We start from the raw sequence: 12,160 nt of genomic DNA, 5'->3' as shown, positions 1-12,160 counted from the left end.
GATGCACTCCTCTACAGCCACGGGCCGAGCTCGGGGGCGTCGGCGAGCAAGTGGGGACGGCCGGCCAGCCAGGCGGCGACCTCGGGCAGCGGGCCGTCGGGGAGCTCGGTCAGCCCGCGTTTGGCGCTGATCTCGGCGACCAGGGCGGTCAGGAAGCCCTTCGGGAGGTCGGCGAAGGTGACGACGCCGGTGCCGAGGTCGACGGCGTGGACGCACACCTCGCGGGCGCGCATCCACGGGAGCTCGGTGGCGGGGACCGTACGGCCCTGGGCGGTGATGACCTTGTGCTGCCACTGCTCGTCGGTGAGCCCGTCCAGTCCCTCCGCGAGCCGGTGCGCGGAGCCGGTCAGCCAGGAGCGGAGCTCGTCGGCCGACAGGGTGGGGCCCTTGGCGATACCGGCGGCGCGCTCCTCGGCGGAGGCGTACATCGGCGTCTCCTCGCCGGTGGCCGCCCAGTGCAGCAGGTTGCACAGGGCGTCGGCGTTGGCGGCGACGTGCGCCACGAGGTGCCCCCGGGTCCACTCCGGCAGCTCGCTCGGGGCCGAGAAGCCGGCCTCGCCGAGGCCCGCGACGGCGTCGAGCATCAGCTCGGTGCCCGTGCGGGCCCACGCGCGCGCGTCGGCGAAGGTGCGCGTGACCTCGGTCATTCCGCGACCACCTTGTTGGTGCAGGCGCCCAGGCCGGCGATCTCGGTGACGACGGTCTGGCCGGGGAGCAGGAACACCTTGGGGTCGCGGGCGTTGCCCACGCCCGCCGGGGTGCCGGTGGCGATGATGTCGCCCGGGCGCAGGGTGATGACGGTGGAGATGTACTGCACCAGGAAGACCGGGTCGAACAGCAGCGTGCCGGTGTCGTCCTGCTGCATGACCTGGCCGTCGACGACCGTCTTCACTTCGAGCGCGGGGCGGACGCCGCCGACCTCGTCGGGGGTGACGACGTAGGGGCCGACCGGGGTGGAGGCCTCCCAGATCTTGCCCTGGGTCCACTCGATGGTGCGGAACTGCCAGTCACGCACCGAGATGTCGTTCATGACGGTGAAGCCCGCGATGGCGTCCGCGGCCTGCTGCTCGTCGGCGCGGCGCACCTGCTTGCCGATCACGACGGCCAGCTCGACCTCCCAGTCGAGCGCGTCGGTCTCGGCCGGCTTGACGATGTCGTCGTGCGCGCCCAGCAGGGTGTCGGCGAACTTCGGGAAGAGCGTCGGGTAACTCGGCAGGTCCCGGCCCATCTCCTTGATGTGGTTGGTGTAGTTGTGGCCGACGCAGACGACCTTGGAGGGGTTCGGGATGACCGGCGCGAAGTCCGCCGACTCGGCCGGGTAGGTGGTGCCGGACGCGGCGGCGGCCCTGGCCTGCCAGCCGTCCTCGGCGAACAGCTCGCCCAGGTCGGCGTACCCGAGGTCGACGAGGGTCTCGCCGTAGAGGCGGACCGCCCTGGTGCCGTCGGCGGTGCGGATGGTGGCGAGCTTCATGGTCAGGCGTCCTTCTGGGTGCGGTCGATGCGGTGGAGCTTGAGCGCCTCGAAGACGGGCGCGTCGGAGAAGCGGAACAGGTCGAGAGCGCCCTCGTCGGAGTCGGTGGCGCCGGCCTCGGACCGGGCGGAGAACGGTTCCCAGGACGGGACGACGAACAGGTCGCCGCGGGTGACCGTCCAGGACTTGTCGCCGACGCTCACCACGCCGGAGCCGTCGAAGACCTGGTACACCGACGAACCGGTCTCGCGCACCGGCGCGGTCTCGGCGCCCCGGGCGATGCGGTGGAACTCGGCGCGGACGGTCGGCAGGACGTCGGAGCCGTCATGCGGGTTGGAGTAGCGCACCGCGGCGTGGCCGGGCTCGACGGTGCCGCCGAAGCCCTCCTTCTCCAGCACGAGCTGGTCGCGGAGAGCGGCGTTGGTGTATTCCCACTTGTAGGACAGCAGCGGGCTGCCCGGCGTGGCCGGGGCGGCCGACAGCGGGCGCAGGCCGGGGTGGCCCCACAGGCGTTCGGAGCGCGAGCGCTCCGGGGTGATCCGCTCGGCGTCGCTGATCTCGTCGCGGCCGAACTCGAAGAACTGCGCCTCGGTGGCGTACTGGAAGGGGATGTCCAGCCCGTCGATCCACGCCATCGGCTCGGCGGTGGCGTTGTGGTGGGCGTGCCAGTTCCAGCCCGCCTGCGGGAGGAAGTCACCGCGGTTCATCGGCACCGGGTCGCCGCCGACGACCGTCCACACGCCCGAACCCTCGACGACGAAGCGGAAGGCGTGCTGGGTGTGGCGGTGCTCGGGGGCGTCCTCGCCGGGCATGAGGTACTGGATGGCCGCCCACAGCGTCGGCGTGGCGAAGGGCCTGCCGCCGAGGGAGGGGTTGGCCAGCGCGATGGCCCGGCGCTCACCGCCGCGGCCGACCGGCACCAGGCCGCCGGCCCGGTCCGCCAGCTCCCGCAGCCTCTCCCAGCGCCACAGGTGCGGCACGGCGCGCGAGCGCGGGTGGGCCGGCATCAGGTCGCCGATCTCGGTCCACAGCGGAACGAGCAGTTCCTGCTCGAAGCCCCGGTACAGCTCTTCGAGCGCCGGGGTGACCTCGGGTTGTCCCTCCGCGGCGACAGCCTGGAGCCGGACCGGGGAACCCGTGGAGATGTCTTGGGCTAGGGAGGTCTCAGTCACGGCATCAGCGTGCGCCGCGTCTGGTGAGAGAACATGGAGATTCTGGAGAGCAGAATCAGAGGATCGCGCCATGGACAAGCCGCTGAAGACACCGCCGCCCTACCCGATCGCCAGCGTGGACCACGCGCTGCGGGCGGCGACCATCCTGCAGATGGAGGGCGGCGCGACCGTCTCGCAGATCGCCGAGCGCCTCGGCGTCGCCCGGTCCACCGCCCACCGGATCCTGGCGATGCTGGTCTACCGGGACTTCGCCGTTCAGGACGAGGACCGCCTCTACCGCGCGGGACCGGTGCTGGAACTCGCCACGCACTCCCAGTCCCTGGTCTCACGGCTGCGCGCGGCGGCCCTGCCCCACCTGCACCGGGTCGTCGATCTGCTCGACGAGACCGCGAACCTGACGGTGCGCACCGGGGACACAGCCCGGTTCATCGCCAGCGTGGAGTGCCGGCAGGCCCTGCGGGTCGGCTCCCGGGAGGGCATGGTGTTCCCGGCGCACCGCACCACGGCGGGACTGCTCCTGCTCGCCGACCTCTCCGACGAGGAACTGGACGAGGTGTACGCCCCCGAGCGCTACCGGGACCGTCCGGCCGACCGACCGGACCTCGCCCGCCTGCACACAGAGCTGAAACGGCTGCGGCGCAACGGGTTCGCCGTCAACAAGGAACGGTCCGAGCGGGGTCTGATCGCCGTCGGCGTACCGGTGCGTGATCGGGACGGCACCGCGCTGGCAGGCCTGTCGGTGTCGATGCCCGGCGTGCGCTACGACCCGCACCGCCTGCAGCCCCTGGTGGCCACTCTGGACGCCGCCGCGCGCGCCCTGGAGGCGGACCTGGCCGAGCGGTTCTGAGCCCTCGGGTCACCTTACGCCAAGACCACTCACTTTAAGTTGTGCGCATTTCATTGACGTAACGTAAAGCGAAGTGTCATTCTCCACGACACCACGCCGGACTCGCGACGTGCCCCCTCCCCCACCGCGTGCGCCGAGCCGAGCGCTTTCACGCTCTCGTGGCTCCCGCTTCCGGGACGCCCGCCTTCCCCAGCCAGGGAGAACAGCAATGACGCTCAACAACGGGACGACCACGTCCCAGGGCCCAACCGCGGGGGCCGCCCGGAGACCGGGCTACGCGGGAACACTGGCTGCCGCCTGCGGTGCGGTCTTCGTGGCCCAGGTCGCGAACGCGCTGCCGGCCTCGCTGCTCGGGCTCTTCCAGGAGGACCTGAACACACACGGATCCCAACTGACATGGATCACCGCCGCGTTCATGATCGCCGTGGTCTGCTTCGAGTTCACCTTCGGTGTCCTCGGTGACCTCTTCGGGCGGCGAAGGCTCGTCGTGGCGGGCACGGCCCTGGTCGCCGCGGGCAGTACCGTGGCCGCGCTCGCACCCACCGTGCAGGTGCTGTGGATCGGCGCCGCCCTCAACGGGCTGGGCGCCGGCGCCATGTTCCCCGGCTCGCTCACCGCGATCACCGCCGTGACCCGCACCCTGCGGGAACGGGCACACGCGGTGGCACTCTGGAGCGGTTTCCTGTCCGCCGGCGCCGCCGTCTCACCTCTGCTCGGCGGCATGTTCGCCAAGGTCGGGTCGTGGCGCGGCTCCTTCTGGGTGCTCGTCGGACTCGCCCTGGTCAGCATGGTGCTCACCCTGGTGCTGGCCACGGAGTCGAAGGCGCCCCAGGGCCGCAGGTTCGACGTGCCCGGCCAGATCACCTTCGCCGTCGGTCTCATCCTGGTGCTGTACGGCGCCGTCGAGGGGCCCGAGTCGGGCTGGATCACCCTGCCCGTCATGCTCTCCCTCGCCCTCGGCGCGGTTTTCCTCGCAGGGTTCATCGTGGTGGAGCTGGGGGCCGAGTCCCCGATCTTCGACCTGAAACTGTTCCGCAACCGGGCGTTCGCCGTGTCGTCCGTCGTCGCGGTCATCGGGATGCTCGCCTTCCTCGGCGCCTGCTTCGCGACGAGCATGTGGATGGGTCCCGTACAGCACCAGGATCCGATGCGCGTCGGCATCCTCTTCCTGCTCCTGCAGGGGCCGGCCTTCGTACTCATCCCGGTCGTCTCGCGTCTCCTGCACCGGGTCGCCGCGTCCTGGCTGCTGACCTCGGGATTCGTTCTGATGGCGGCCGGCTGCCTGCTGTTCACCCAACTGGACGTCACCGACCTGGGACTCGGCGCGTTCGTCGCGCCCGCCCTGCTGATCGGCATCGGTTTCGCCCTGACCGTCAGCTCGGTGACGGCCGTGGCGCTGAACAGCGTGCCCCTGAAGCTGGCGGGCATGGCCAGCGCCACCACCAACATGCTGCGCGACCTCGGCTTCGCCCTCGGCCCCGTCGTCGTCGGCGCGGTCGCCCTCAGCAATGCGGGGTCGGCGTTCGCGGCGAACCTGTCCGGCGCGGACCTGCCGGCCGGTCAGCTGGCAGCGGCACGCGAGATCGCCGGGGCCGGAGGGCCCATCGCCGTGAACAGCCTGCCGCCCGGCGCCCCGGGATCCGCGGCACACGGCCTGGCCCTGGACGCCCTGGGCGGCGGCTTCAGCACCGCCTACCTGGTGTGCGGTGTGGCGGCCGCCGTCGCCGCGGCGCTGACAGCCTTCGGCATGATCGGCCTCCACGCCCGCGGTGCCGCCGAGCACGAGGTGACCGCGCCTGCGCTGCCCGGCCACGACGGCAGGTCCGAACCGGTTGCCGATGCCGCCCATCCCTGACCTCCACGTCTCCTGACTACGTCACCAGGACGATCGACGCGCACGGCCCACCCGCCACACACAAGGCGGTGGGCGGGCCGTCGCCGGTCGGGACGGAGCACGTCGGCGCGGCGCAGTCGGTACAGCGGTTCTCCACCCCGCCAGGGTCACGGCACCGTGCCTGCCTCGAGCGCCCGCCGTCAGTGCTCGCCGGCGGCCGGGCCCGTGTCGCGACGCAGGCCGACCGCGGCGAGGAGGGCGCCCACAACGCACAGGACGGCGGTGACGAGAACGGCGGCATGCACGCCGTTCATGAAGGCGTCGCCGCTGCCCTCGACGACGGCAGCCCTGAGCGACGCGGGCATGCCGTCCGTGACCGGCGCAATGCCCATTGCCACGGCATCCTTGGCCTCCTCCAGGCTGTGTGCCGCGGAGGCCGGCACCCCGGCACCGGTCAGCTCCGCAGCGAGCGTGGCTCCGACCCGGCTGCTGATCAGCGAGACCAGAACGGACGTACCGAGGGCGCCGCCGATCTGCAGTGCGGTGGACTGCAGGCCGCTCGCCACACCGCCGTCCCGGACGGGCGCGTTGCCGACGATCGCGTCGGAGGAGGCCGACATGACCATGCCGACGCCTAGGCCGATCAGGACGAATGGCGGCCACATGGCCGCGTACGAGGCGTCCGCGTCCCAGGTCAACATCCACACGGAGGCCACCGCCTCCAGCAGCATGCCGGCCGGCATGGACAGGCGGGCGCCGAGCCGCTCGGTCAGCGCCGCGCCCAGCGGTGCCGCCACCACGGAGGCCAGGCTCAGCGGGAGAGTTCGCACACCCACCTCGACCGGGGGCAGGCCCCGGACGTTCTGCAGGTACAGCATCAGGAAAAAGATGACGCCGAGCAGCACGAAGAAGTTGATCGCGGTGACGAGCGCGCCGATGGTCAGCGCCGGGCTGCGGAACAGTCGCATGGGCAGCAGCGGGTGCCGGACACGGGTCTCGTACCAGCCGAAGAGCACCAGCAGGACCAGTCCGGCGGCGAGGGAGCCCAGAGTTCCCCCCGAGGTCCAGCCCCAGGTCTCGCCCTTGATCACGCCGAAGACCACGGCGACCAGACCGAGCGCCAGCAGGATCACGCCGGGGATGTCAAAGCGGTGGCGGCCGGTGGAGTCCTTGCTCTGCGGCAGCACGAGCGCGCTGAAGACCAGGGTCGCGATGCCGATGGGCGCGTTGATGTAGAACACGGACTCCCAGTTGACGTGCTCGACCAGCAGGCCGCCGACGATCGGTCCGAGCGCCGTCGAGCAGGAGGCCACCATGGCCCACAGGCCCACCGCCGTGCCGAACTTGTGCGGCGGAAAGACGGCTCGCAGCAGGCCGAGGGTGTTGGGGATCAGCAGCGCGGCGCAGAGCCCCTGCAGCGCGCGGAAGGCGATCACGCCCTCGACGGAGCCGATCAGCCCGATCATGACGGAGGCCACGACGAAGCCCGCGACTCCGGCCATGTAGTACGTGCGCCGCCCGAACCGGTCACCCAGCTTGCCGCCCAGGATCAGGGCGGCGGCCATGGCGATGAGGTAGGAGTTGGTGACCCACTGCAGGTCGGCGGTGGACGCGTGCAGGCTGCGGCCGATCTCCGGGTTCGCGATCGAGACCACGGATCCGTCGAGGTTGACCATGAAGAGACCGATCGCGACGGCGATCAGCGTCAGCCACGGATTGGAGCGCGAACCCCGCTCGGCGCCCACTGGCGACGGAGTGGGCAGGGTTGAGTGGTCCACGGCGGTGGAGGGCATGCAGGTGCCTTGTCTGTGATGAGAACGTCGACAAGTCGACGAGATGGATCAAGGTTTTCGGCACAGGCGGAGATGTGGCGGCGTGCGGCCACCGACGGGGGGGAGGGCGGCGGGACAACGGCGCCGTCGACGTGCGGGCTGCGCACGGGACCGGGCGCTCGCGCCGGAGAACCGGTGCCGGAAGGTCAGTCGGCGGAGTAGAAGCGCCGGGTCAACGCCAGCAACGCGCCACAGGCCGAGCCGAGGGCGTCCTGCTCACCGTCGGTGAGGGTCTCGAGCAGACGCGCCATGTGGGCTTCCTTCAGCCCCCGCGCTTCCGCAAGTCGCTTCGTGGCCAGTGCCGTGGGGTGCAGATGAGCGACCCGCTTGTCGACGGCATCCCGCCTACGCTCCAACAAGCCCAGCTCGGTGAGCTGGGCGACGAGGGCGCTGACGTTGTTCGGCTTCATCAGCAGGGCGTCCGCCGCGTCACGGACCGTGATGCCCGCGCGCTCCTCAGCGAGCCGCAGCAGAGCGAGCTGCCCCTCCGGCAGCGTCGGGTGAGGGAAGTCCCGGACCACCCGCCGCTCGAGCGTCCTGTTCAGCACAGGCAGAACCGCCACAAGGACCGAGGCCACATGGTCGTTCTGCCTGCTGGAGGTGCTGGAGTCGGGCACACGCCGACTATAGGTACGCCCATATACCTATGTCAACATAGGTAAAGAGGATTTCAGTTGGTGAGTCAGCCGTCGCAGATGAGGGTGCGGGCGGTGGCGGCGTAGGCGAGGAGTGGTCGGCCGTGTCGCATGGTCGGATAACGTGCGCGGCCATGGGTGAACTGATAGTGATCAGGCATGGCCAGACCGAATGGAGCCTGTCGGGCCAGCACGCCGGCCGTACCGACATTCCGCTGACTGACGCGGGTGAGGCCGCGGCCAAGGCGCTCACTCCGCGGCTGGCGCGACGCCATCTGGTGGCGGTGTTCAGCAGCCCGCTGAGCCGCGCTATGCGGACGGCCGAGCTGGCGGGCCTGGCCGGCGTCCGGCCCGATCCCGACCTGATGGAGTGGGACTACGGCGGCTACGAAGGCCTGACCGCGGCGCAGATCCAGGAGATGAGGCCGGGTTGGGATCTGTGGCGGGACGGCGTCATTCCCGGCGACGACCATCCCGGCGAGCAGCTCCAGCAGGTGGCCGCGCGCACGGACGTGGTGCTGGACCGGATGCGGCCGCTGCTGGACGAGGGTGATGTCGCCGTCGTCGCGCACGGTCATCTGGCGCGCGTGCTCACGGTGCGCTGGCTCGGCCTCGACGCCTCCGCCAGCCGACTGCTCGGTCATCCACATCCAGGCACTCTCAGCTTCCTGGCCACCGAGGACGGGCAGCCGTTCATTGCCGCCTGGAACGTCCCGTAGCGGCAGAACCGCTGCCTCACGCCTGCCGCGTCAGGCGCCGGAAGCACATGTGCGCCGCGGCGATCCCAGCGAAGGCCAGGAAGTGTTCCGCTTTGCGTTCATAGCGACGGTGCAGGCGGCGACACCCGCTCAGCCACGCCACCGTCCGCTCCACGGTCCAACGGTGGCGGCCCAGCCGCTGAGAGGACTCGAAGTGGCGATAACCAGGGCGTGGACACTTCCGCCAGTGACCGTGATGGCCAGGGGCTCGCTCCGAGGCGGCAAGAGATCAACAACAACGTGTGCGGGATCCTCCACGAGAGCCCGGATCCGGCTCATGTAGCCGGCGCATTCGAACGGGCAGGATGGGCAATCCGGACAGCGTCCTGGTACTTCTACGAGCTGGAAACCAACTGGTGCCAGGTGGAAGTCGAACAGGCCGACGACACCACCTTGCTGAACGGCGTCATCGATCCACAACGGCTCGATGACCTCGCGGCACTGCTTGGCCGCCTCGGTCTCCGTTACATGATCGAGCTTTACGACGACAGCAACAGACTCATCTCAGAGCTCCAAGGCTGAACTTTCACGGAACTGCGGACAGAGCCATTTTCAAAGGTCCTCAACACCGCCACGCCTTGTGGGCCCGGCGACCGTGCGTCCGCGGGGCGGTGTCATCCGCTTGAGCCGAGCGCGAGCGTGGGTCGTTCCAGCTCGAACCACATGGCCAGGTCCAGGGTCCGCTCCAGGCCGTTGCGGTCCGCGGTCGTGACCCGGCCGGGTTCAGCGGCGGTGACCTCCCGCAGCCGGCCTCGGTCGAGCAGATCCAGAGCGGGACTGCCGTCCGACGAGAGCAGGTCGCGGACCTGTCGCTGCAGTGCCACCACGTAGGCCGGGTCCTGAGTCGAGGGGTAGGGGCTCTTGACCCGCTCGACGACCGAACGCGGCAGAAGATCCCCGGTGGCCGCCCGGAGCAGGCTCTTCTCCCGACCGTCGAAGGTCTTCAGCGACCACGGCGTGTTGAAGACGTACTCGACCAGGCGGTGGTCGCAGAACGGGACACGGACCTCCAGCCCCGTGGCCATGCTCAGCCGGTCCTTGCGGTCCAGCAGCATCCGCACGAAGCGGGTCAGGTGGAGGTAGCACACCTCGCGCATGCGGCGCTCCAACGGGTCGCTCTCCCCCTCCAGACGTGGTACCTCTACCAGCGCCTCCTGATAACGCCGCTCCAGATAATCCCGCAGATCCAGACGTTCCTGGAGCTCGGGTTCGAGCAGCGAACCGCCGCCGCGGCCGTGCTGGCGCTCCAGAGCCGCCAGCCAGGGGAAGGTTCCGGCGTCCCGCGCGGCGGGATCGTGGAACCACGCGTAGCCGCCGAAGACCTCGTCCGCCGACTCACCGGACAGCGCCACCGTGGAGTGCTCCCGGATCGCGCGGAAAAGCAGCAGCAGCGACTGGTCCATGTCGCCCAGGCCCAGAGGCAGGTCCCGTGACCGTACTGCGGCGGCGCGCACGCTTGGATCGGCCAGGCCTTCGGGGTCGAGCACGATGTCCTGGTGCTGGATACCCGCGTGCTCCACGACGTCGTGGACGTAGGGGGTGTCTGGCGTGGAGCGCAGACCGTCGGGGATGAAGTTCTCGCTCTGGCCGACGAAGTCGACGGCGAAGCTGCGCACCGTCTCCTTTCCGCGCATCTGCTCGGCGGCCAGTGCCGTGATCGCGCTGGAGTCCAGACCGCCCGAGAGCAGAACGCACCGCGGCACGTCGGAGACCAACTGGCGGCGGACGATGTCGTCGAGCAGCTCTCGCACCCGCGCCACGGTGTCCTGGCGGCTGTCGGTGTGCTCGGCAGCACGCAGCTGCCAGTAGGGGCGGGCACGCAGGCCCGAACGCTCGACGGTGACCACCGTGCCCGGCTCCACCTCCCTCATCCCCGCCCAGACGGCGTGGCCGGGGGTCTTGGCCCTGGAGAACAGCTCGCGCAGGCCGTCCAGGTCGACACTGCGGGGCACCATGGGGTTGGCCAGGACGGCCTTGGGCTCGGAGCCGAACAGCACGCCGTCTTCGGTCGGGAAGTAGTACAGGGGCTTGATGCCCATGCGGTCGCGGATCAGGAGCAGCGACTTTGACCGTCCGTCCCAGATCGCGAACGCGAACATGCCGTTGAGGTGTTCGGGGACTTCGGCGCCCCATTCCAGATAGCCGCGGAGCACGACCTCGGTATCGCTGTCGGTGCGAAAGCGGTGCCCGCGGTGGCGCAGCTCGTCACGCAGCTCCGTGTAGTTGTAGGCCTCCCCCGAATACACCAGCACGACATCGCCGTCCGGGGTGTCCTGCGTCATCGGCTGGACGCCGCCGGGCAGGTCGATGATGGCGAGCCGACGGTGGCCCATGGCCGCGTGGCGGTCGAGCCAGAGGCCCTGTGCATCCGGTCCGCGGCAAGCCATCGTGGCGTTCATGGCCTCGGCGACGGGGCGTTCCTGCCGCAGGTCGCGCCCATAGGACACCCAACCGGAGATTCCGCACATGGGGGCCTCCTCATCGTGGAGAAGCATGGAAAAGTATCCAGCTTCGCGGAGATCCGCCCCCGCAAGACGCTAACAGCGACCCCGGACCCGCGCAGCTCATGTCCTGGCGTCCCGCGGTGATGCGCGCCGCCCCGACCTCCCCGGGGCCTCGCCCTCAGGCGGTGCATTGCAGGACGATCACGGCTGCGCCGACGGCCACGTGCCCGCCGACGCGGTCGAGCAGATCGGCGCACAGGCGGCGGACCAAGCCTCGGGGCTCTCCACAGCCCGATCCGGATAGGCGACATCGCCCGCGCCGCCGTCGTTCTCAACGGCCAGTGGAAATGATCTCCGTTGAGAGATCCTGACCGGGCAGCCGATCCGGCGCGGCACCTTCGCCAGTGTCAACGTTTTTTCTCTGTCCTCTCCTTCTGTCGACGCCTGCGGCGTCATTTCGTGCCGGCAGTCTGAGGAATGACTGATCGTCAATGGCGTGACGACCGAGGGAGCAACTCAGGCCAGAGCCCACTCATGGATGTGACCGCAACGGCGTTCCCCTCCGAAGGTCACTGACTTGCGCTGTCGAAGCTTCCGGTCATCCATTGACACCCTCTGCCAGGAGTCGGGATGGCCACGCGCGAGTTACTCGCGAGCGATCCGGTCCCGGATCGGCATCACTATGGACAATGGCCCTGGCATTGCCGTGTCTGATGTGCAGCGGCATGTGAGGCGTAGGGAGCGGGATCGCTCGGCAGCGTGCAGCCCCCGCCCGGCGACGGTGCGGACGGTCTTCCCGGCCTGGAACAGGTTGTCGCAGACGGGTTGTGGTTCCCCGTGGCGGGGGTCACCGCAGAGCTCTGCACCGACGCATGCCCAGGAGACCACCCGTGCTGATGGACAAGCCCGCCAGGTCAACCATTCGCATCACGGACGGGTCGGCTGACTCCCGGCGTTTGGGACGGCCGAGCCCGCGGCACCCGGAAGTTTGGACTGCCCGGAAAATCCCGACGCGTCGAATCACCCGCCAAACGGGACGGAGCCGCCACCATGCGCATGCTTGAAGGAGTGCTTCAGCCGCCGCAAGCACGGCATGCGCCCCGTGCCGTGCTCCGCGTGGGCACTGCCAGAGCCTCCCGCTGCTGTCTCAACCGCGCGGGACTGCAG

At 70.0% G+C, this 12,160-nt stretch carries 10 protein-coding genes and 1 pseudogene; 4 read left to right on the top strand and 7 right to left on the bottom strand.

What is annotated here, in order from left to right; translation table 11 throughout:
• Positions 1–11: 11 nt before the first annotated feature.
• The 3 genes from ACIQFZ_RS33660 to ACIQFZ_RS33650 are packed head-to-tail and all read right to left on the bottom strand — an operon-like array spanning position 12 to position 2,643.
• Positions 12–647 carry a maleylpyruvate isomerase family mycothiol-dependent enzyme gene (locus ACIQFZ_RS33660; protein ID WP_365776245.1) on the bottom strand — a complete coding sequence of 212 codons (636 nt, stop codon included), beginning with the start codon at positions 645–647 and terminating at the stop codon, positions 12–14.
• Complete coding sequence (locus ACIQFZ_RS33655) at positions 644–1,471, bottom strand: fumarylacetoacetate hydrolase family protein (RefSeq protein ID WP_402692995.1); 828 nt, start codon at positions 1,469–1,471, stop codon at positions 644–646. Before ACIQFZ_RS33655 ends, ACIQFZ_RS33660 begins: the two co-directional genes overlap by 4 nt.
• A gap of 2 nt (positions 1,472–1,473) precedes the next feature.
• On the bottom strand, positions 1,474–2,643 hold the full coding sequence (locus ACIQFZ_RS33650; RefSeq protein ID WP_402692994.1) for a cupin domain-containing protein: 1,170 nt from the start codon (positions 2,641–2,643) through the stop codon (positions 1,474–1,476).
• Between the two features lie 70 nt (positions 2,644–2,713).
• Between ACIQFZ_RS33650 and ACIQFZ_RS33645 the strand changes: the two genes are divergently transcribed.
• Both ACIQFZ_RS33645 and ACIQFZ_RS33640 read left to right on the top strand, forming a co-directional pair.
• The gene (locus ACIQFZ_RS33645) at positions 2,714–3,490 is read left to right on the top strand and encodes an IclR family transcriptional regulator (protein ID WP_402692993.1); all 777 of its coding nucleotides are present in this window, start codon (positions 2,714–2,716) and stop codon (positions 3,488–3,490) included.
• 208 nt (positions 3,491–3,698) lie between these two features.
• Positions 3,699–5,345 (top strand): MFS transporter, encoded by a 1,647-nt coding sequence (locus ACIQFZ_RS33640; protein WP_402692992.1) that lies wholly within the window; start codon positions 3,699–3,701, stop codon positions 5,343–5,345.
• 179 nt (positions 5,346–5,524) lie between these two features.
• On the opposite strand, the gene ACIQFZ_RS33635 is transcribed toward ACIQFZ_RS33640, so the two are convergent.
• Both ACIQFZ_RS33635 and ACIQFZ_RS33630 read right to left on the bottom strand, forming a co-directional pair.
• Positions 5,525–7,117 carry an MFS transporter gene (locus ACIQFZ_RS33635; protein ID WP_402692991.1) on the bottom strand — a complete coding sequence of 531 codons (1,593 nt, stop codon included), beginning with the start codon at positions 7,115–7,117 and terminating at the stop codon, positions 5,525–5,527.
• Between the two features lie 185 nt (positions 7,118–7,302).
• Positions 7,303–7,773: a MarR family transcriptional regulator gene (locus tag ACIQFZ_RS33630; protein ID WP_365420247.1), complete on the bottom strand. Its 471-nt coding sequence runs from the start codon at positions 7,771–7,773 to the stop codon at positions 7,303–7,305.
• Between the two features lie 152 nt (positions 7,774–7,925).
• Here ACIQFZ_RS33630 and ACIQFZ_RS33625 point away from each other — a divergent pair, with 152 nt between their 5' ends.
• Positions 7,926–8,510 carry a histidine phosphatase family protein gene (locus ACIQFZ_RS33625; protein WP_402692990.1) on the top strand — a complete coding sequence of 195 codons (585 nt, stop codon included), beginning with the start codon at positions 7,926–7,928 and terminating at the stop codon, positions 8,508–8,510.
• 16 nt (positions 8,511–8,526) lie between these two features.
• On the opposite strand, the pseudogene ACIQFZ_RS33620 reads toward ACIQFZ_RS33625, so the two are convergent.
• A pseudogene (locus ACIQFZ_RS33620) lies at positions 8,527–8,700 on the bottom strand (transposase); the annotation flags it as partial.
• A gap of 20 nt (positions 8,701–8,720) precedes the next feature.
• Here ACIQFZ_RS33620 and ACIQFZ_RS33615 point away from each other — a divergent pair.
• Positions 8,721–9,071: a hypothetical protein gene (locus ACIQFZ_RS33615; protein WP_365420242.1), complete on the top strand. Its 351-nt coding sequence runs from the start codon at positions 8,721–8,723 to the stop codon at positions 9,069–9,071.
• A gap of 92 nt (positions 9,072–9,163) precedes the next feature.
• Here the strand turns inward: ACIQFZ_RS33615 and asnB are convergent, their stop codons facing one another.
• Entirely contained in the window at positions 9,164–11,017 is a 1,854-nt protein-coding gene (gene asnB / locus ACIQFZ_RS33610) for an asparagine synthase (glutamine-hydrolyzing) (protein WP_365420240.1), read from the bottom strand.
• Positions 11,018–12,160: the final 1,143 nt, after the last annotated feature.

The sequence above is a fragment of the Streptomyces sp. NPDC093064 genome (genome assembly GCF_044754605.1).
Lineage (GTDB): Bacteria > Actinomycetota > Actinomycetes > Streptomycetales > Streptomycetaceae > Streptomyces.
This window is presented reverse-complemented; position numbering and strand designations above follow the sequence as displayed.